This is a genomic window from Parendozoicomonas sp. 2304DJ65-17, assembly GCF_058148445.1.
On record NZ_JBYVJV010000010.1, the window covers coordinates 1 to 21,051 of the forward strand.

17 protein-coding genes and 1 tRNA gene are annotated in these 21,051 nt (G+C 47.7%); 9 read left to right on the plus strand and 9 right to left on the minus strand.

The window, feature by feature from the left end; translation table 11 throughout:
* Positions 1-345: 345 nt before the first annotated feature.
* The 3 genes from pssA to ACY2RR_RS19990 all read right to left on the minus strand — a co-directional run bounded on the left by pssA (position 346) and on the right by ACY2RR_RS19990 (position 3,688).
* A complete protein-coding gene (gene pssA, locus ACY2RR_RS19980; protein ID WP_490109950.1) occupies positions 346-1,170 on the minus strand; it encodes a CDP-diacylglycerol--serine O-phosphatidyltransferase in 825 nt (274 codons plus the stop codon).
* A gap of 176 nt (positions 1,171-1,346) precedes the next feature.
* Positions 1,347-2,363, minus strand: coding sequence for a ketol-acid reductoisomerase (ilvC, locus tag ACY2RR_RS19985; protein ID WP_490109951.1), 1,017 nt, complete (start codon positions 2,361-2,363; stop codon positions 1,347-1,349).
* A 146-nt stretch (positions 2,364-2,509) separates the two neighbouring features.
* Positions 2,510-3,688, minus strand: a complete 1,179-nt coding sequence (locus ACY2RR_RS19990) for a hypothetical protein (RefSeq protein WP_490109952.1) — start codon at positions 3,686-3,688, stop codon at positions 2,510-2,512.
* A 125-nt stretch (positions 3,689-3,813) separates the two neighbouring features.
* On the opposite strand from ACY2RR_RS19990, the gene ilvY reads away from it, so the two are divergent.
* On the plus strand, positions 3,814-4,686 hold the full coding sequence (gene ilvY, locus ACY2RR_RS19995) for an HTH-type transcriptional activator IlvY (protein WP_490109953.1): 873 nt from the start codon (positions 3,814-3,816) through the stop codon (positions 4,684-4,686).
* Between the two features lie 76 nt (positions 4,687-4,762).
* Here ilvY and ilvN read toward each other — a convergent pair whose 3' ends face one another.
* A complete protein-coding gene (gene ilvN / locus ACY2RR_RS20000) occupies positions 4,763-5,254 on the minus strand; it encodes an acetolactate synthase small subunit (RefSeq protein WP_490109954.1) in 492 nt (163 codons plus the stop codon).
* The gene (locus tag ACY2RR_RS20005) at positions 5,254-6,999 is read right to left on the minus strand and encodes an acetolactate synthase 3 large subunit (RefSeq protein WP_490109955.1); all 1,746 of its coding nucleotides are present in this window, start codon (positions 6,997-6,999) and stop codon (positions 5,254-5,256) included. Before ACY2RR_RS20005 ends, ilvN begins: the two co-directional genes overlap by 1 nt.
* Before the next feature lie 446 nt (positions 7,000-7,445).
* Between ACY2RR_RS20005 and ACY2RR_RS20010 the strand changes: the two genes are divergently transcribed.
* Positions 7,446-7,892 (plus strand): DUF4124 domain-containing protein, encoded by a 447-nt coding sequence (locus ACY2RR_RS20010; protein WP_490109956.1) that lies wholly within the window; start codon positions 7,446-7,448, stop codon positions 7,890-7,892.
* 47 nt (positions 7,893-7,939) lie between these two features.
* On the opposite strand, the gene ushA is transcribed toward ACY2RR_RS20010, so the two are convergent.
* From ushA to ACY2RR_RS20025, 3 genes are all read right to left on the minus strand, one after another.
* On the minus strand, positions 7,940-9,559 hold the full coding sequence (gene ushA, locus ACY2RR_RS20015; RefSeq protein ID WP_490109957.1) for a bifunctional UDP-sugar hydrolase/5'-nucleotidase UshA: 1,620 nt from the start codon (positions 9,557-9,559) through the stop codon (positions 7,940-7,942).
* Positions 9,560-9,666: 107 nt separating this feature from the next.
* Positions 9,667-9,978 (minus strand): YqcC family protein, encoded by a 312-nt coding sequence (locus ACY2RR_RS20020; protein WP_490109958.1) that lies wholly within the window; start codon positions 9,976-9,978, stop codon positions 9,667-9,669.
* Positions 9,979-10,316: 338 nt separating this feature from the next.
* Positions 10,317-10,739: a hypothetical protein gene (locus ACY2RR_RS20025; RefSeq protein ID WP_490109959.1), complete on the minus strand. Its 423-nt coding sequence runs from the start codon at positions 10,737-10,739 to the stop codon at positions 10,317-10,319.
* Positions 10,740-10,940: 201 nt separating this feature from the next.
* Here ACY2RR_RS20025 and ACY2RR_RS20030 point away from each other — a divergent pair, with 201 nt between their 5' ends.
* The 6 genes from ACY2RR_RS20030 to ACY2RR_RS20055 all read left to right on the plus strand — a co-directional run bounded on the left by ACY2RR_RS20030 (position 10,941) and on the right by ACY2RR_RS20055 (position 20,081).
* On the plus strand, positions 10,941-13,109 hold the full coding sequence (locus ACY2RR_RS20030; protein WP_490109960.1) for a TonB-dependent hemoglobin/transferrin/lactoferrin family receptor: 2,169 nt from the start codon (positions 10,941-10,943) through the stop codon (positions 13,107-13,109).
* An 81-nt stretch (positions 13,110-13,190) separates the two neighbouring features.
* Positions 13,191-14,555, plus strand: coding sequence for a heme anaerobic degradation radical SAM methyltransferase ChuW/HutW (gene hutW, locus ACY2RR_RS20035; RefSeq protein ID WP_490109961.1), 1,365 nt, complete (start codon positions 13,191-13,193; stop codon positions 14,553-14,555).
* A 15-nt stretch (positions 14,556-14,570) separates the two neighbouring features.
* Complete coding sequence (gene hutX / locus ACY2RR_RS20040) at positions 14,571-15,083, plus strand: heme utilization cystosolic carrier protein HutX (RefSeq protein WP_490109962.1); 513 nt, start codon at positions 14,571-14,573, stop codon at positions 15,081-15,083.
* Positions 15,080-15,883, plus strand: coding sequence for a Rossmann-fold NAD(P)-binding domain-containing protein (locus ACY2RR_RS20045; protein WP_490109963.1), 804 nt, complete (start codon positions 15,080-15,082; stop codon positions 15,881-15,883). Before hutX ends, ACY2RR_RS20045 begins: the two co-directional genes overlap by 4 nt.
* 116 nt (positions 15,884-15,999) lie before the next feature.
* Entirely contained in the window at positions 16,000-18,363 is a 2,364-nt protein-coding gene (locus ACY2RR_RS20050; protein WP_490109964.1) for an SET domain-containing protein-lysine N-methyltransferase, read from the plus strand.
* Positions 18,364-18,413: 50 nt separating this feature from the next.
* Positions 18,414-20,081, plus strand: coding sequence for a hypothetical protein (locus tag ACY2RR_RS20055; RefSeq protein WP_490109965.1), 1,668 nt, complete (start codon positions 18,414-18,416; stop codon positions 20,079-20,081).
* A gap of 33 nt (positions 20,082-20,114) precedes the next feature.
* Here ACY2RR_RS20055 and ACY2RR_RS20060 read toward each other — a convergent pair.
* Positions 20,115-20,191 (minus strand) — tRNA-Arg (locus ACY2RR_RS20060).
* A gap of 367 nt (positions 20,192-20,558) precedes the next feature.
* On the opposite strand from ACY2RR_RS20060, the gene ACY2RR_RS20065 reads away from it, so the two are divergent.
* Positions 20,559-21,011 (plus strand): c-type cytochrome, encoded by a 453-nt coding sequence (locus ACY2RR_RS20065; RefSeq protein WP_490109966.1) that lies wholly within the window; start codon positions 20,559-20,561, stop codon positions 21,009-21,011.
* Positions 21,012-21,051 lie beyond the last annotated feature (40 nt).

Consider the following 21,051-nt stretch of genomic DNA (forward strand, 5'->3'; position numbering starts at 1 on the left):
CAGCGTTGTGACGCTGTGTCAATCAGCATTTCAAATCACTTTCGAAACACTGACGACCGTCGGTCGCTGCCTGAGTTTACACTCCGTTCTCTGCGTCCGTTTCCGGTCACCAGAGAGGCGGCGAATTATACGGCCAAAGACGTCTGCGTCAACAGGTGTTTTATGAAAACTTGTAGAAAAGCTTTTCAAACAACATCTGTATTAAAAACGCTCATTCAACTCAATTCATCCAACAGAAACTGAGTATAGACAGCCACTATAAATAAGCGAGGAAGCGGATTAGTTATTTGCACCTATAAAAAAGCAGCCCTGACAGACTGCTTTTCGTTAGTCGCTAAAAACACATTAAGCATCTTTGGGTGACTTGCTTCCCACATGAAAGATTCCCATTACAGGACCGGAACATGCATATATAAGGAAGACAACAAACAACACTCGTGGCGGATCTGTAAATACAACCGCAAAAACGAGCACCAGGGCAATAATAAAGATGAAAGGAACACGACCACGAAGGTCGAGCTGTTTAAAACTGTGATAGCGGAAGTTGCTAATCATCATAATACCGGCAAGCCCGGTAATTAATGCTGCGAGAAGAGCGACCGCGATTGAGCTTCCATCCACACCGAAATCACTAAGCGACCATACCAGCCCAGCAACCAGTGCCGCAGCACTTGGGCTATTCAAACCTGTGAAATAACGTTTATCCGCCGTATCGGCCATGGTGTTAAATCTTGCCAAGCGCAATGCTGCACAAGCTGCATATATAAAGGCTACCATCCAGCCAATTTTTCCGAGATCAGAAAGCGCCCAGCTAAAAACGACTAACGCCGGAGCAACGCCGAAAGAAACCATATCGGAAAGACTGTCGTATTCAGCACCAAACTTACTTTGGGCATTAATAAGGCGGGCAACCCTGCCATCCAAACCATCAAGAATCATGGCAACAAATATTGCTATCGCCGCAGCACTGAAATCAGGTTGCTCAGCTGTAACACTGACAATGGCGTAAAATCCGCAGAAGAGAGCCCCGGTAGTCAGGAGATTCGGTAACAGATACACCCCCCGGCGTTTTACCTGCTGCCCCCCTTCGGCCACTTCTTCTACATGCTCATCAACGGGCAGCAACCCATCTACTGAAGATGAACCTGATTTGTCCTTTTGCTCATCCATTATTATTAACCGCCTTTATATAAGACCGTGCCACTTTAACATGATTATGCGGCAATCACTTATTAGCCATAGCACAGATGGATTATTTGCTTGGTTTATAGCAAGAGAGTTAAAAGAGGGGAAATAATATGGGAAGGGAAATTAAAAGGGAGGAGCAAAGACTCCTCCCGACAAGCTTAGTTCTTGGCCTTATCAACAATCTTGTTGGCAGCGATCCAAGGCATCATTTCACGCAGATTCGCACCAACCTTCTCAATTGGGTGAGCAGCATTGTTACGACGGTAAGCAGTCATTGATGGGTAGTTCATTGCACCCTCAGTGATAAACATCTTGGCGTACTCACCATTCTGAATACGCTTCAGGGCATTGCGCATGGCCTGACGAGATTCGTCATTAATAACCTCAGGGCCAGTTACATACTCACCATATTCTGCATTATTAGAGATGGAGTAGTTCATGTTGGCGATGCCACCTTCGTACATCAGGTCAACAATCAGCTTCAGCTCGTGCAGACACTCGAAGTAAGCCATCTCTGGAGCGTAACCAGCTTCAGTCAGAGTTTCGAAGCCAGCCTTAACCAGTTCAACAGCACCACCACACAGAACAGCCTGTTCACCAAACAGGTCTGTTTCTGTTTCATCTTTGAAAGTTGTTTCGATGATGCCGGAACGACCACCACCAACGCCGGAAGCGTAAGAGAGGCACAGTTCCTTAGCCTTACCAGATACATCCTGGAAGATAGCAATCAGATCAGGAATGCCGCCACCCTTTACAAACTCAGAGCGAACAGTGTGACCTGGCGCCTTAGGGGCAATCATTACAACGTCCAGATCAGCGCGAGGAACAACCTGATTGTAGTGAATGGCAAAACCGTGAGCGAAGGCCAGTGTTGCACCCTGCTTCAGGTTTGGCTCAATTTCCGCCTTGTACAGCTGGGACTGGAACTCATCTGGAGTCAGGATCATTACTACATCAGCTTCAGATACTGCATCGGCAACATCTTTAACTTTCAGGCCAGAAGCTTCAGCTTTCGCTACAGAAGCAGAGCCGGAACGCAGACCTACGGTAACATCAACACCAGAGTCTTTGAGGTTATTGGCATGGGCATGACCCTGGGAACCATAACCGATAATGGCAACTTTCTTTCCCTGGATGATGGAAAGATCACAATCCTTATCGTAATAAACCTGCATAACCTGACTCCTGAGCGACGTTAACGCTTCTGCTTGTACTGCTGTTTTTAGCGCAAAATGCTTTTTCGGAGCCAACAATAGCGAGAGCACCCCATTTCGTAAAATGATATATTTGAAAAACTACATTTCACATTTAGAAACACGAATCAGCGACAGCTATCCCCTGACTTTTCTTCAATCTGCGCCTTACCGCCCCTCTCAACCCGAGACTCAGAAACCCTTGAGTAGCTGACCTTGCGTATATAATCCCAACCTACCTGCCTTGTACTATCAGGCATGCTATGCCCACGATTTTGTTCACAGTCGATAGCCTTATGAAACCCACGGCTATCCATATACTGAATCAGTTTTTCGCTTGTATCTGAAAACTCTACGAAAGGCACTTTGTCCTGCCCTTCCGTACCATAAGTCACAAAGGCAGGGTAATAATTGTTTGGAGCGCCTGTTGGCAGAAGTTTGAACCACGGCAGCTGACCTCCGGAATAACTCACAATTCCAGCTATATAATTCGAGCGCATACGTCCCATGGCCGCGCTTTGAATACCACCGGCACTGAATCCCATGCTGTAGATGCGCCGATCGTCAATATCGAACTCTTGTTCCGCACAAGCCACCAGCTGATCTGCCAGCTGAAAATCATTATGCTTCCAAACCAGAGCTGGATTCATAACATGCCAGGGTAACGCATCAGGTGAGCCTGCATGAGGGGCAAACACGACCCCACCCTCTTTCGTTATTTGATTAATAACGCCATCTCCGAGAACCCGGTAAATCTGCCCCCAATCTTCGTTAGAACCATGCCAGTAGAACACCACAGGTCCCTGCTTCTTTTTTGCCAGCTCCGGGTTTACAAAAACCTGCACCTTTCTCTCTTTAAAAAAGCCATATTTCATGGAGATTTCACCCTCCACAATTGCGGTACAGGTATCTCTGACTTCCGGCATCATCGGTGAAGCCAATAGCCCTTTCTCAGCAGCAGCGGACATAGGAGCATTAAACCCTCCCAAACTGATCCCACCAAGGTTGCCGCTCTGCCATTTAAGTATTGCGGCAATAGCCTCCTCAAATGTCAGCTGTCCGGGGCGACAATCGATCTTTTCACAGGCTCGCAACACTTCACGAACCAGTTCATCCCGGTACGGCTTCAGCAAACGAGCCAGCTCTTTGTCAGGGAAATTATTAAGGATCAGGTCAACCTTCTCTTCTATAAGATCCCGAATGTAATTATCCGGCTTAGGAGGCACAGCATACTGAATGCTTCCGTAAATACTCCCTGCCAGAAAGAGAAAGCTCCACGCAACATTTCGAATCCATTGATATGCCACTGATCTGCACCTGTTTATCTATTCCCTGATAGTGCAACTATCGGCTGGTGAGGGGATTTTCTGGATTCCCGAAGAACTCTCGGGAGATAATCCCTGCAAAACATGATCTGGAGAGTCTTGCGGCCATGGACTTCCGCCCACTCAAGCATTTCCTTGCCCTGTCTGAAACTCTGCATTTCGGACGTGCCAGTGGAATTTGTCATATCAGCCCGCCTACCCTGAGCCGGAGCATCAAATCTCTTGAAGACTCTTTGGGAACGGTACTGTTTGAGCGGGATAACCGCAGTGTTGTATTAACGACTGAAGGCAAAGCTTTTCAGAAATATGCTCGGGAAGCCATAAGCCAGTGGGAGAGTGTCAGTAGCAGCCTGCGCTCCAGCACTCAGGAGCTGAAAGGGGAGCTCAGCGTTTATTGCTCGGTAACTGCCAGTTACAGCTTCCTTTACGATATTCTTTATGAATTTCGCCAGCAGTATCCTCGCATTGAGATTAAGCTCCACACGGGCGATCCCGAGCTGGCCATTTCCCATATTCTTTCCGGGAAAGAAGATATTGCCATAGCCGCCCACCCCAGCACCCTGCCTGCAAACCTGGCCTTTCAAGATATCGCCGTTTCACCACTATTGTTTATTGCCCCACTGGAAGACTTCAGCAAACCAACAACTCCTGATGAATGGGCAAATACACCGATGATTCTCTCCGAAGAAGGTGTCGCCCGGCAGAGAGTGAACTCATGGTTCACCGACAAAAGCATCAAGCCACGCATCTACGCCCAGGTTGCCGGTAATGAAGCCATTGTCAGTATGGTAAGTCTGGGATTTGGTGTTGGCGTTGTGCCATTGATTGTTCTGGAGAACAGCCCACTAGCAGGCAAGGTCCAGATTCTTGATAGCAAACCAGAACTCAAACCTTATGACGTGGGGCTGTGCGCTCAGGAGAAGAAGCTGAAAAACCCTTTAATACGTGCATTCTGGGAACAGGCTGCCAACCAAATTTAAAGCATAAAAAAGCCGTTTTTGCTTTAAGGCAAAAACGGCTTTTGGATAACACTCAAAGGGTTAAGGCTCCAAAAGGTTAAAGACTTAGTACCTTTTCACCTCTGGCAATACCGGTTACACCACTGCGAGCTACTTCCAAAACGGAGGTTTCGCCCACAGCATCAATAAAGGCATCCAGCTTCTCACCGGTTCCTGTTAACTGAACTGTGTAAACACCACTAGTGACATCAACAATCTGCCCCCGGAATATGTCAGCAGTTCGCTTAATTTCCGCCCGCAGGGCTCCATGGGCCTTCACCTTGATCAGCATCAACTCCCGCTCAACATGGGAACCTTCTGTCAGATCCACCAGCTTCACCACATCAATAAGCTTGTTCAGCTGCTTGGTGATCTGCTCAATTGTCTCAGGTTTGCCGTCTGTAACAACCGTCAGGCGAGACAGCGTTTCATCTTCAGTTGGCGCAACAGTCAAACTTTCAATGTTGTAGTTACGCTGAGCGAACAGACCAACAATACGAGACAGGGCACCGGGTTCGTTTTCAACGAGTACAGAAATAATACGCCGCATCAGGTACGCTCCGTCTTAGTCAGCCACATATCACGCATGGAACCATCCTTGATCTGCATCGGATAAACATGCTCGTTGGTGTCAACAGCCACATCAAGGAACACAAGGCGATCTTTCAAAGAGAAGGCCTCTTCCATTGCAGGAGCAAGGTCCTTGGCATCCGTAACTGTAATACCAACATGACCATAGGCTTCCACCAGCTTCTTAAAGTCTGGCAGTGACTCCATATAAGAGTGGGAGTAACGACTGTTGTACTGCATTGTCTGCCACTGACGAACCATTCCCAGCGCCTGATTATTCAGGTTAATAACTTTCACATTCAGATCATATTGCAAACAGGTAGACAGCTCCTGAATATTCATCTGGATACTGCCTTCACCTGTCACACAGGCAACGTGAGCATCCGGATTATGGAGTTTAACTCCCATAGCGGCAGGCAAACCAAAGCCCATAGTTCCCAGCCCGCCAGATGTAATCCAGCGATTAGGCTTATCAAACAGATAATGTTGAGCGGCAAACATTTGGTGCTGTCCGACATCTGTCGTTATGTAGGTGTCGTCATTTTTAGTGGCTTCATACAAAGCCTGAACAACCTGCTGAGGTTTAATAACACCTTCGGCAGTCTCGAACGGGAACAAGCCACCCTGCCCGTCTCGCCATTCATTAACCTGCTTCCACCAGTTCCCCAGAGCTTCTTGATCCTGTGAATCTTTAGCCGCTGCCACCAGGTCATTCATTTCTTTCAGAACACTGTGAACAGGCCCAACTATGGGAACATCCACAGGAATGTTCTTGGCAATACTGGCAGGATCAATATCCACATGAACGATTTTGGCCGTTGGGCAGAACTTGCTTGTGCTGTTAGTCACACGATCATCAAAGCGCACACCAACAGCCAGAACAAGATCGCTATGGTGCATAGCCAGGTTGGCAGCATAACTACCATGCATGCCCAACATACCGACAAACTGCTTATCAGTTCCCGGATAAGAGCCTAACCCCATCAGAGTATTGGTAACTGGAGCACCGCTCTGCTTCACCAGCTTGGTCAATTCTTCAGAACCATTACCCATAACCACACCGCCACCTGCATAAATAATCGGGCGGCGAGCCTTCATCAGCAAATCAACAGCTTTGCGAATCTGACCGCTATGGCCTTTTTGAGGAGGACTGTAAGAACGAATCTTAACTTTGCCCGGATACTCATAAGGGTACTTTTTGGTGAGATCAGTAATATCTTTTGGGAGATCGACAACAACAGGACCAGGACGACCTGTTTGTGCGATATAAAAGGCTTTCTTAATGACTTCCGGAATATCTTCAGCACGCTTCACCAGAAAACTGTGTTTCACGATAGGACGGGAAATACCCACCATATCGGTTTCCTGGAACATATCCGTACCAATAAACTGAGAAGGCACCTGACCTGACAGAACAACCATGGGAATGGAGTCCATATAGGCAGTTGCGATACCGGTTATTGTATTAGTTGCCCCTGGTCCGGAAGTAACCAGAGCGACACCGGCTTTACCACTGGAACGGGCATAACCGTCTGCCATGTGTGTGGCCGCCTGTTCATGGCGAACCAATACGTGTGTGATTTTGTCCTGGCGAAAAATGGCATCATAAACGTGCAAAAGAGCACCGCCGGGATAACCGTAAATGTATTCGACACCCTCATCAGCGAGCGCCCTTACCACCATGTCCGCACCGGACAGAAGTTCGACCTGCTTACCCTCAGTCACGGAACCACCGTTATTTATTCTGCAACCCGATTAATCTGAGCCCCTTAAAGAGCGCCTGAAAAACCCCAGGTTGAATTGTTAGTACCTTTCTGGTGAAACGCTAGATATATGCATGAAAACATAGAATCTGACATTCACCATCTCGTAACACTTTCTTATTATGGTTAGCCAGTTTGTACTGACTTATACATTCCAGTGCAGATTCTGCCTTGAGGAATGGCTCCGGGTAGTGCGGATAATAGTATCCCGAAGCAAAGACTGGTCGCGATCAATGCTCCCACGCCTTCCAATTTATAAAACAAGCGCTCTAATATGTGCGTTCCGGCTCATTGTTGACTTTCAACCCCGGTGAGTCAATAGCGCAACTGCCCCGGCACTTCAAGCCTGCCACATATACATGTACAGTAGCTCTCAAGATCAATAAGAAAGATATGCCCGAGGCATAGATGAAAAAAATCACACCCTTTCTTCTGGTGATGGCTATGACAGCCTCTTTCAACACCAGTGCACAAGACACTGTCTATAAATGGACAGACAGCGATGGCACCGTCCATTTCGGCAAACAGCCTCCGGAAGGCGCTGAATTTACCCAATTCAAAACAACAAAGGTAAATACTGCTGACGGTGGACGTACAGAACGCAGCGAGCCTGAACGTGAACCAAGATCAGCTGATAGCAGCGAAACCGAAGAATACGATCAACAGCTCAGCAAGCTTGCTAAGCAACAACAGGAAGCTTGCCGCAAAGCGACTGAAAACAAAGAACGCCTACTGAGTAGTCATCGTATTCAAATGAAAGATGCTGACGGTACAGTACGCACACTTTCCCATGAAGAAAAACTGGAACAGTTGAAGCGTGCCGATGAAGGAATCCAGGAATACTGTAAGAAGTAAGTATTGAGAAATGCCCGGCACACAATCGTGAAACCGGGCATTAACAATTAGTACCGCTTCACTTCACCTTTAGGCTCATAGGTGCTCACCTTGATTGGTGAAATCTTCTGAATGTAATCCTTCAGCACTTCACCATCTATATAGCCGGTGTTCACATAACCGGGCTTATTATCAAGCTGAGGGTAACCATCGCCTCCCGCGGCAGAGAAGCTGTTCACTGCCATACGGTAGATTTTTTCGTCTTCAACCCGCTTCCCACCAACAGTGATCTGCTTCAGTTTGCCGCCCTCAATAACCATGGCAACGTTAGAGAAATGGGCAAAGGCACCACTGTCTGGAGGCATGCTTCCAACAACCTGCAGATAGTTCTTCAAATCCCTACCACTGAGTTCCATATAAGCCACCTGATTACCAAATGGTTGCACAGTCAGCACATCCCGGTAGGTAATTTGTCCTGCGGGAATACTTGCGCGAATACCACCACTGTTTATAACCGCCAGATCAGCTTTTGCCCTGTCTCTCTGCGCCTCAGCAATTAAACGACCAAGGGCTGTTTCATGGAAACGTACCTCAGCACGCTCGCCGGGCAGTCGCTTATCAACAGAGCCCACCACAACATTAAGCAGTGCTTCGCCTTCCTTTCTATAGGGCTCCAGCAACTCCAGCATGGCTTTGTTTTCAGAAATCACCGGCCCGACATTCACATATTCAGACTTGCCGCCACGTACAACCTTCTCTTTCAGGTTTACGGGGATCAGCTCGTAGTTGGTCATCTTCAGGATTCCATCTTTGTAGATGAAGTCTGCACGACCAACATACTTGCCCCACTCAAAGGCCTGCATGATGTAGGTTGAGTTAATAATATCCGGACGGAACAGTGGATCCTGGGAGTGGCCACCAGCAATGATATCAATACCATTCACCTTCCTGGCCAGGTTCACATCCCCAGGAGCATTCACCCCATAGTTGCCTCTGAAGTACCAACCAAGGTGAGTTGCAGCAATAACAATATCCGCTTTGCTGCGCATCTCCGGCATAAGAGCTTTTGCTTCTTTCACCGGATCGGTAAACTTCAAGTTACGGGTTACATCAGGATTGGATGTTTCTACCGTATCCAGCGTTGTTAAACCGAGAATCGCTACTTTTAAGCCGCCAGAGTCGACAACAATATAAGGCTGGAATAACCGCTTGCCAGTTGCTTTGTCGTAAATGTTAGCGGCAAGGAAGGGGAAGTTTGCCCAGCGGGCTTGCTTCATCAGCACAGGTAAAGGGTTATCAAACTCATGGTTACCCACTGCGGATGCGGTGTAACCAATCATGTTCATACCTTTGATATCAGGCATGGCATCCAACATATCAGACGTTGGTGTACCAGTATTGATATCACCGCCAGACAGCAGGATCACCGAGCCGCCCTGTTTAGTCACCTCCCCCCTGATCTGGTCGATCAGCGTTTTACGGGCAGCCATCCCGCCTTCACCTTTTCTGTTTTTCCAGAAATGGCCGTGATTATCGTTAGTATGCAGAACGGTTAATTTATAAGTCTTACCATCCCCGGGATGATGTTTTGGCGGTGCGTGGCATGCAACCAGAAAAACAGCAATAAACGACAGAAGCCAGAAACGGTGGAAAGACCAGCCGCGGCGAATAAAAGAGTCAGACTGCATTACAAACCTCCGGGGAACCCGCAAAAACGCAGTCACGCAATTCTAGACTCAGATTTCAGGCTTCGTTTACAGATTTCCCCGGAAAGGCAAACGACATTAAAAATCTATTAGCTCATCGCTTCATCGAGGCGACCAATAATCGGCAGCAGGTGCGCGCCATCAACGCGCATGGCAGCAAATGCTTCTTCTGCATAAGGCTGAATCTGCGAGCCGGTGGGCAGGGGAGACTTGTGTTCAATCATAGCCCTGAGGCGCGGGATATAAATCCATTGCAACCACTGAGGGAACGACAGGGTATCGATGCAGAAAGGCTCCTGACTAGACAACGCTTCAACACTTGGGGGTGTAGCGACCCAATGACCTTCAGAACGCAACGTTTTTTCCAGATCATTCAGCAGGGCGGAAACTTTAGCGCTCAAAATCGTGCACTCCAAAAATAAAAGTTCGCCACACTATACCGGCATACTGAATGACTCAATATGAAATTCATCACTAGGGCCTGTTAATGTTTTATACCCGAACTCAGCATTATCGAGGGCTTTCATGGGTAGGCGCAGTGTTGCCGGAATGCTTATTGCCTTTCAAAACACTGCAACGCAGCCATGGAAGCCCTCGGTAATGCCCTTCGGGTGACTCTAAAAGCCGCCACTCGCTACGTCAGGCTTGCTCAATGTAGAATAACTACGATTTTCACAAGCCTTTCTAACGATTGACGGCTTTTAGAGCCACTGAGCCGGGTATAAAACATCAACAGGCCCTAGGGGCTAGTCTCGATCTGACTCAGGAGTTTTCGCAACTGATTCTGTAGTGAAGGGTTTGTCGCAAAGTACAACCCTCGCCTAGCAAGGGATGCTGCCTCTTCAGAATTCCCAGAACTTTCTTTGATGCTGGCAAGATAGAAGTAGATCAACCCATCATCCGGAGAAATGCGTAAAGCCCGCCCCAATTTCTGTAAGCTCTCTCCATCATTCCCTGCCTGCCAGGCTATACGACCTTCCCTTAACAGCTGACTTGTCGCCTCCGGGCGACCTTCCGAAGTTATCTGCTCCAAGCGTTCATAAGATTTTGCTTGATGATCATCACTCTGAGGCTGCAAAAAAGGCTGAGAACAACCAGACAAAATGGTCAGTACAACCACCAGAACAAAATAACGCTGCAAAGCTTCCCCTCCGTCAGCCATGACTCACTCCCCGTCAAAGCCTGCATGATGGCACAAAACTCTCAGCCAACCACAAACCAGCCTCAAAACAGCAATTTGGGAAACGTATTTACCGAATGGCCGCAATGATAACCATTCTCATTTGATCTTAATCAATAACCATTCTCATTTGCATCTGTATATTCGCCCACCATAAGACAAACCACACATCAGGGTTAATTCATGAGATTCCGGCTCACATTAGTAGCAGCATCCGTTATGGCGGCCACAACAGCATGGGCAGAGCCATCCACAACCATGCTCGACCAGGTAACTGTTACAGCTACACGTTCCGAGAAGTTGCTAAAGGATGTGTCCGGAAGTATTTCTGTGAAAGATAGCGAGCAGATTGAGAAAGAAATGGCTCGCAACATTAAAGACCTGATGCGTTATGAGCCCGGTGTTGAGGTTGGCACCGATGATCGCGGTGGAAGCAAAGGTTTCAACATTCGCGGCATGGAAGCCAACCGGGTAAAGATCATGGTTGACGGCGTGGATCAATCCCAGCATTTCGATCCTGGTTTTGGTTACATCAGTTCCCAGCGCAATTTTATTGATATTGATGCACTGAAAGCCGTTGAAGTTGTCAAAGGTCCCTCTTCCAGCCTCTATGGCAGTGATGCTATTGGCGGCACCGTAGCCTACATCACCAAAGACCCTTCTGATTATCTAAAAGCAGAAGGTGATGATTCCCATGCTGAAATCAAAGCAGCTTACGCCAGCGTTGATGAAGGCTTTACCGAAACCATGACTCTGGCCAATCGCTCTGGCGACCTTGAAACCATGCTGGTTTATACCCGCCGCGATGCCCATGAAACTGAGAACCACGGCGGCGCCAACATTTATGGCGGCAACCGGGGTGAAACCGACCCTCGTGATTCCAAGAGCAACAACATTCTGGCCAAGCTTCAATACCAGATCAACGACGCTCACCGTGTAGGTACAACATTGGAAGTTATGGATTCCGAGGTTGATCTTGATCTGAAGTCTTCTGATGCCACAGGCGCAACAGCTGAAGATGAAAGCAACCGTACCCGTGTTGGTATTTTCCATGAGTGGCAGATTAACGCAGCTCTCGCCGACAAGATTAAGTGGACTCTGGATTGGCAGGAAACCGAGCAGAAGCAGCTCACTCATATGCCTGCTTATAAAGCAGACATGGGGCTCCCTTTCCTGATCCCAATGGATGAGCGACTGAAGGATTATGAGTACACCGAAGAGAGCATCACGTTAAACGCTCAGTTTGATAAAGCTCTGACTCTGGCAGGTAAAGAACATAACCTTATTTACGGCTTTAACCTCTCCCAGACAGATACAGAGAACAACAACACCACTGTTTATGTAGAAGATAACCGTGTAGTAAATGAGAACTACATCCCCAAAGTGGAAGCCAAAAAGTACGGAATCTTCCTGCAGGATGAAATCCAGGTGACCAATCGCCTGACCGTGACTCCTGGACTGCGCTACGACAAGTACGAGTACACCCCGGAAGGCAACTCCACCTTTAAAGACAATGAGGTGGAAGACATTGATGACAGCAAAGTCACTGCTCGCCTGGGAGCTGTTTACGCTTTAACTGATAACCTGAATGCATTTGCCCAATTCAGCCAGGGCTTCAAAGCTCCCGGCTTCTACGAGATGTATTTCTCCAGGGATGGTGGCTCTTATATGAGTAAGGCCAATCCTGACCTGAAACCGGAAGAAAGTGATTCCTTCGAGCTTGGTCTGCGTGGCGATGGATCTTTGGGTAGCTATGAAATCATTGCGTTCTACAACAAGTACGACAACTTTATTGAATCTGTTACCGATTACTCCAACCCTGCATATGCAGACGGTGTAACCACCTACGAAAACATCGCCAAAGCTGAAATTAAAGGTTTGGAAATGCGTGGTGAACTCTGGCTGGACGAAGCCATGAATGCACCTCTTGGTACATCCCTGCGAGCATCTTTGGCTTATGCAGATGGTGAAGACACCGAGAACGACAAGCCTCTCAACAGTATCGCACCACTGAAAGCTGTGGTTGGTGTCGCTTACGATGACCCATCAGAAATGTGGGGTGGTGAGGTTATCTGGACTTTGGTGAAAAGTAAGAGCAGCTCCGACATTGATGAAAGTGCTGCAGGCAAAAACGTTGAACACTTCAACCCTGGCGGTTACGGCCTGCTGGATATGACCACCTACTACAAGCCTTACGAGAAGCTGACCCTCCGCGCAGGCCTGTTCAACATTACCGACAAGAAGTACTACATCTGGGATGACGTACGCGGCATGGAAAAAGGTGAAGACGGCATTGACCGCTACAGCCAGCCTGGCCGCAACTTCTCCGTATCCATGAACTACGTGTTCTAACCCTGAAGAATATCCCTCTTACGCAGTCGCCCCTGATTAAGGGGCTGGCTGCATTGCTATTACTGGCGCAACGGAATGACTATGACTGTTAAACTTGATACTGACCTCACAGGTCAGCACTGCCCGGATCCACTTCGTCACGCTTTCGTTGCCAAGAAAGGTGCCCATGCGGGTGGCCGTAGCAGTAAACCGTTTTCTCCTGATCAGGCTCAAACCCTCTGGAATGACATTCTGGACTCTGAGCCTCAGGCAAAGAAACGTATGGCTTATTTCCATATCCCCTTCTGTCGCACCCATTGTTCTTACTGTGGCTTTTTCCAGAACACGTCCAAGGATGCCGAGATTGAAAAGTTCGTCGGCTATCTGGAAAAAGAAATTCAGATGACTGGCAAAGGCTCATGGGTTCAGGGCTTGCCACTGAGCGCCGTGTACTTTGGCGGCGGCACACCAACCGATTTATCCGCTCAACATATTCGCAGGCTTGGTGAGGCAATCAGAAACCACCTCCCTCTTGCCGATGATGTTGAGATGACCTTTGAAACCCGTTTTAACGGACTGGATGATGAGAAAATCGAAGCCTGCATTGAAGCGGGTTTTAATCGTTTTTCCCTCGGCTTACAGACATTCGACACATTCATCCGCCGGAAGATGAGCCGTATTGACCCACAGGAATTTCTGCTGGAACGCCTGGAGCATTTAAGCCAGCAGGAGAATGTGTCCACTGTCGTTGATCTGATTTACGGCCTGCCCTGGCAGACACTGGATCATTGGCTGCATGACATTGATCTGATCAACAAATCCAATATTCACGGTGTAGATCTGTACCAACTGATCATGATGGGGCAAACCCGCATGGCGCAATCAGTAGCCAAAGGTTCTATGCCCGCCCCCGGCAACACAGCCTTTAAAGCTGGCCTGTTTAAAGCTGGTGTTGAAACCATGATCGCCAATGGCTGGGATCGTTTGAGTGTTAGCCACTGGGGACGCCCCGACTCCAGCGGAGTTGCCAGAGAGCGCAACATCTACAACCACAACACCAAAGCGGGCTGCGAAATGATTCCCTTTGGCTGTGGCGCTGGCGGCAAGGTAAACGGCCACAGCATTATGTCGTTCCGCTCCCTTGAGCCTTACTACACCGCTATTGATGCCGGTAACAAGCCAATTATGGCGATGATGGAAGCCGCCCCGGATCGTGCCATCAATTCTGTTCTCGGCGGTGGGTTTGATTTGGGGGTTATTAATCTTACCAACCTCGATGAAGCTGCCGGACAGAGATTGTCCGACCACTGCCGACCACTTTTTGAAGCCTGGCAAACCAATGACCTGGCCACACTTGAGAGCGATTCTTTGAATCTGACTCTCGCAGGGCAGTTCTGGAACGTAACCATGAATCAGGCCCTGAACGATTATCTAGAACGCTACCCCTTTAACAATATTGCTGCTTGAAGCACGGAGTAAAACATGGAAATGAAAAACAAAATTGCAGAACTGTTTGCAGAAAACCCTTCCCAGACTCCTGCAGATGTTGCTACCCGACTGGAAATTAACGAAGCCACTGTTATCCGTAATATGCCGGAAGAGATGGTAACCCTGCTGGAAAACACACCCCTTGAAGATGTTTACGCCCGACTGCGCGAACTTGGCGACATCATGCTGGTTTTAGATGTTCAGGGTTCCATCTTCGAAATGGTGACTCCGTTCCCTAAAGGCGGCTGCAAGTTTGGTTACTACAACATGAGTGACAAACGCACGCCTCTGAAGGGTCACCTGAAGCTGGACGGGGTTGGTACTATTGCTCTGGTTTCCAAACCTTTCCACGGTGTAGATACCAAATCCATTCAATTCTTCAGCCATGCTGGCCACCCGGTCTTTAAGGTTTACCTGCGTCGCAACAAAGACAAAACCTTCCTGGCCGAACAGCTGGAACAGTTTGAAGCGCTCTACGAACTGGCAAAAGCCGAGAAAGCCGCATGAAAAGAGTCAGTATTCTTGGTTGTGGCCGGGTCGGAATGGCCTTAGGCCAAATGCTTTCGCAAGCGGGTTACGCAGTAAAAGGCTCAACAACCTGCCATGAACGCTTTCATCAACTGCAGTTGCTTGGCATTGAACCAGTAAAACTGGCTTTGACCCCTGAACCTGTGGGTGAACTGGAAAACCTTCTGGATACCGATGTTCTGGTTATCACCATGGCACCTTCCGGGCGAGATAGCGGCTTTACCTATACAGAACAGTTGTCTGCTATATCAAAAGCTGCAGCCGAAACTGGCATTGGACAGGTAATTTTCACTGGTGCGACTTTTATCTACCCATTGTCTAATGCTGAAGTCACAGAAGGTGATGTCGATCCAGAAAAGTCATCTTTTATGGGGTTGGACTGGCTGGAAGTTGAAGGCGCCGTAAGCTCTGCCAACCCTCAGGCAACAACTATTCTGCGATTGGCGGGATTGATGGGCGAAGGTCACAATGCAGCCGCCTACTTCTCCGGTCGCCCAATGGCTGGGGCAGATGCGCCGGTTAATATGATTCACCAGGAAGATGTGGCAGGTATTATTCAACAGCTTATTGAGCAGGATATTACCGGTGAGGTTCTGAACGTTTCGGCACCAGAACACCCGAGCCGCAGGGAGTTTTACACTCTGGCCAGTGAAAAGGCCGAGATGGTTCCACCACAGTTTACCGATGAGCATAAACCTTATCGCATTGTGAACTGTGATCGTTTACAGAAAACATTGAGCTACACCTTCAAATACCCCAACCCGCTTAAGGCTCTTTAAACGGGCTCCAGAGAATGGAGTAATGCTCCATTCTCTCCTCTTTTTAACAACCCTGTTAGTGATTGCACATGCCAGATGCGATGTGATGCTCAGTTTCCATTGTGCAGGGCAGGAATGTGTTTAATTTTGGGACAAGGTTAAATAAGGATGGTAGATACTGCGGAAGTCTTCGGGCTCTGGCGAAACAGCTAGAGTTCGACACCTACGCTCACTCTGAAGAGAAGCAAGATTCTTCCTCAGCCACAGCTGCGGGTCGGATAGCGCGCAAAAGAACTGCCTCAGAATCCCTGTTATCTCCAGAACACGATTCAGCCTCGGAAAGCAGCTCCGATGACGATGAAGACTTTGTGACACCAATAAAAAGAAGATGTACCCGCCGACTTCCAGAATTGGAATCAGATTCAGACTCTTCTGTTGAAAGCTCTGATGATACCGATATGGAAGATGAACCTTCCATTCCAGCGACTCCACCAAGTCCGACATCTACATCGGCTTCGACATCAACCTCTTCATCAAAGCACTCTAAAAATCCCAAAAAGGCTGTTTATAAAAAACTTCCAAAAGAAGCACCGCCATGGAAAAAACAATCATTAAAGAAAAGAGCCATGGCTCAGGTATGCACGATCAAGCATGGCATTGACGTTACTAAAAGCACCATTCCTGATGCTGGCTATGGTTTGTTCGCTCAAAGAGTTTTTCTGGAAGGGGAGTTCATCACATGGTACGACGGAGTCGTTGAAGACGTTACCCCAGAGCGCCGCGCAGAACTGCTGCAGAGTGAAGACCATGATGTTTGGGGCCATATTCGTGGCGCTGGTCAAACGCGGGTCGTGCACGGTTTGAAAGTACCAAGCGAAGGACGTGGTGGTGGAAGTTTTTTAAACGATGGCTTTAACGTATTTAACCCTGCTAACGTTGAAATCGTTGCCTTGCCACAACTACCCCCCATACCCGGCGAGCACGCGCTCTATATCAGAGCCAAACGTCGTATAGAAGCAGGTGAAGAGTTATTCTACAACCACACGGATATTCACTGGGATCGGTTCTCAGATGACGAACCTGAGCTTTATCAAAAACTTTTTGCCAAACAAATTCGTAGAAAACAACTGCTCCGCGAAGCTCTTAGGAAGTGCGAAAAAAATGATGGTCGAATACAACCGCTACTCGACCTTCTTCAAGGTACACCTGTTCCTTACTGGCCAGAATTGAAGCATCACCACAAAGAATGGTCTGTTGAGCTATGTCGGTATGCAATGTATCGCTGTCATTCTTCAGATGCTCACGTATTAACACAGGGAGCCCTGAGACTGCTGAAAAAGGAAAGTGATGCCTACTTTAATGCTATGGGCGACTATATCTGCTACCTGACAGAAAAGAGTGAGCACGCAGAAGTAAAAGGGGGAATAGCTAAAGGTCTTGCATCGGAGTGGAGTCGCAGCCAAAGGGGCTGCGATGGCAGGGAAAGGTATCCTGTGAGAATTCCCGCAAATGGCGTATTCCTCAATCCAAAGAAGTGCTGGACGCTTGCTCATATTCAGGTCATTTACTGGCTATTTGAACGTCCTCAGAACCTTTGCATAGAAGGTGATACTTTTATGCGCGTGCTCCACATTCTCCATCCAGAACACCCACTCTATGAGGAACTCATTACCCAATACATTTTTCAGGCCTTTAATGTTCAGCCGGGCGACGAACTCGACTTTAACGAACAGAGCGTTATCGACCAAAAAGACCTGTTAATGACAGCTTTGTTTAACAATAAACTCTTGATGCCTGTTTCCAAAGGTACGTCCAGAGAAGAATGGCAAACTTGGGGAGCTCCGGAACTGAGAGAATTTCTTAAGAGAAAAGGAGTGATTGTTACGGATCCAGACCCTGCCAGAAACAGCCCCTGGAAAATTCTTGACACTCTCTTTGATAAACAGGGACCACAAGGGGAAGCCCAATACTATGCCTACCTTCTTTCCGAGTGCCGAAAGCGAAAATGCGAATTCGCCAAAATGGCCAGAGACAGCAAGAGCTCCCGCTGTAAACGCCCCATCCGTTTCAGGCTGATTCCCGGACTTAAATACACAAAAAAAGCCTGTGATAAACATGCACTGTTTATGCAATATGTTCACCGGGCAGGGTTTGATTGCCGGGCAGTCTACGATCAAGCTACTAATGAGACGCTCTATGCCAGCTTAAAAATGGTGGAGAAAAAGTATTTAGAATCAGACAAAGGAAGAGAGCTCGCACACGACTTACTGGCAATGGCTATGGCCCGGGTTGAGTCCAAACCTGAAGAAAGAAAGACGAGAGAAAGAATTTTCAGGCAAAACAAACACGCTTTACGCCCTGATTTACTGCCAATGAAGAATCCTGAACGCTTCAAAATATTGCGCCCTCACGGATTAGCACTTCACAAGAAATACAAAAAAGAACTCCCCTTCCTGCCAGATGACAGCGTTACTGACACCGATGTTGCAGTAGAAACCTAAAAGCATGGTCTAACAATCTTTCACGGTTATATAGGGAAGGTTATACAGTCATGGCTACACGATATGGTGCAATAGTAGATGGTCGTTACGGACAGGCCCATAGACAAACTCGAGCAGACTCTCCAACAAGAAAATATCCGGGTGTAAAGGCTCTGTATGGGCGAGCATTCAATCAAACGGTCACCTCTAAAGATGCTGAAAGCACAACACTGACTCCTTCCGTTGAAGGTACATTTTCCTCCACTCGACTAGAACAGCGCTCAAAAACGGCCATAAAAGCACAGGCTCCAGCATTACAGGTTGAGGAGTTTTCTGAAGGGCGTGTTTACCCTACCTATGAAGACACTAACGGAATGGCTCGAGATCTCGGCTTCAGTAACACAGCACTTCTTGCTAGGGAGTATAAAGGCGATATAACCACTGTCGTTACACCCGAGAACTGGCGAATGCTTGAAAGATTTGCTGCTTTTTTTGCCAATATGGATGACTACTTTTCTTTTAATCAGAAGGAAGTTGATCAAAAAATCTACGCCAGTGATCAGGAACTATTTAACTGGTTATGCAGAATTAACACCGGTGAAGGGTTCAAAAGGCAAGAGCGTGATGATCTTGATGTCCTTATTCACCAAACAGTAGCTTCTAAGATAGAAGAAATTAACCGGAGTAGAAGGCTTTACACTCCAAGAAGAACAAAAAAAATCGAGGAGCCAGAACAGTTCGTTCAAACAACAAGAGAAAGAGTGACATCGCAACCACCCGCGACTCCTTCAAGTTCGGCCTCCGTTACAGAGCAAACTTTATCTGTGAAAAGAGTGAGTCTGGTTGAAAGCGATCAATGGGATATCGAACTAAAAGCTGGCAAACACGCACACTTAATGGATCAGCTGACAAACCTTACATCAGTAGAGAAAACCTTGAAGGATCTTGCTAAGACTGGTTTTGGAAGCGCTAATAATTATGAAACAGTAAAAAACGATTTTCTTAACCAGAAAGAACGCACTGCGCTTATCAGACTTAGAATATCAAAAATGGATTGGTCTAGAGCAACTGAGTTAAGGGAAGCGCTAAACAATCTGTATAAGAAAAAATGCACCAGCACAGGAACAAATGAAGAAACTTTAACAGTTCAAGCTGAGGATTTTATGAACTGGTTATTTAGAGAATACCCAGACACCTATGGCTGGCTAACAAGTGTTATGTCAAACAATCCCAGTAACCTATCGGCATTTTCTAACGTAAGACCATGGGTCGAATATCACCTTGCAAACTCTGGTTTTCAGTTTGAAAGCAGAGTGGCATTCGTAGCAGCCAAAAAGGCTGTAGATCGCCCTCAACAAATGGAAGTTCCCTCTACTCGTGCTGTTGAAGTAACTGAAGGTATCTCCCCCCATCGCAAAGACAAGAAAAAGAAGAAAAAAGACAGTCGAGATAGTGACTTTTTGCCGTACGGAAGGGCTCATAAACCAAACACATCACCTCCATCTGCAGGTGAACTGAAAGTACAATCAATCATCACCCCTCCCTCTAATGCTTCCCCAAAAGCAAGCGACGCACCATATACGAAAGAGTTCGCAGATTCTGTTTACTCAAAGCTTTTAAATTCAGGGGATCGCAGTGAGAAAGCAATGAAACAGGGCAAACTTGCGCTATTGATAATGAACGGCAAGCCAATACCCGAAGAGCTTAAAGATGTAAGCTTGGCAGGAGTTCTAAAGTAGTAGATGAAGAGAAAAGCTTTGATGTGGAAAACATGGCGCGCCCTAGAGGATTCGAACCTCTGGCCTCTGCCTCCGGAGGGCAGCGCTCTATCCAGCTGAGCTAAGGGCGCATTTCGCATGTTGACTTCCTGAAGCGAGCTCCGGAAAGCGGCGCCAATAATACTCAGGAGACCTGCGCAAGTCTACGGCTTTTTTGAGGATACTCAAGCGCTTGAGCGCTTTAAAAGGCAACTCTTACCAAGCACTTCGGCTTTCACTCTCAGAAATACGACTTACTCGTCTTGACTGCGGTCGCGCATCATTGTTGAGAAGATAGCATTTGTCTATAATCGCAACCGGCGATAACAAATGGGCCAGTCTTTTACGTTCCTGAACATGCAACCCAAAGAACAAAAATCTTGGGGGGTTGAGAAAGCATGTCAGGAGAACTAAGGCGGATTCCCGAATAAGTCCGTGAGCAATAATGAGGAAAGGCGAGTGGCAAACGTCAACAGGATGCGTGCTGTTAAGGCAGCTGTTTTGCTGGGGGGCATGATGACAGGTCTGGTGATGGCTGCACCGGCTGAAGTCGATAAAATTACCCGTGAAGAAATTGCCGAGCGTATTGCACCTGTTGGTGAGGTATGCCTCGAAGGTCAGCCTTGTGCGACTGCGGCACCTGCTGCAGCTGCAAGTAGCGGCCCTCGCAGTGGTGAAAGTGTTTACAACTCGTATTGTACAGCCTGCCATACAGCTGGCGTCTTGGGAGCTCCCAAGAAAGGTGATGATGCAGCGTGGAAAGAGAAACTGGCTGCTGCCGGTTCTTATAACACACTGCTGACTAACGCAATTAACGGTATCCGTTCCATGCCTCCCAAAGGAACCTGTGCTGACTGTTCTGAAGATGAAATCAGTGGCGCAATTGAGTTTATGAGCGGCCTCAAGCCCTAACGTAGCTCAAACGTTCTACAAGAAGCTGTTTGGATGAAAG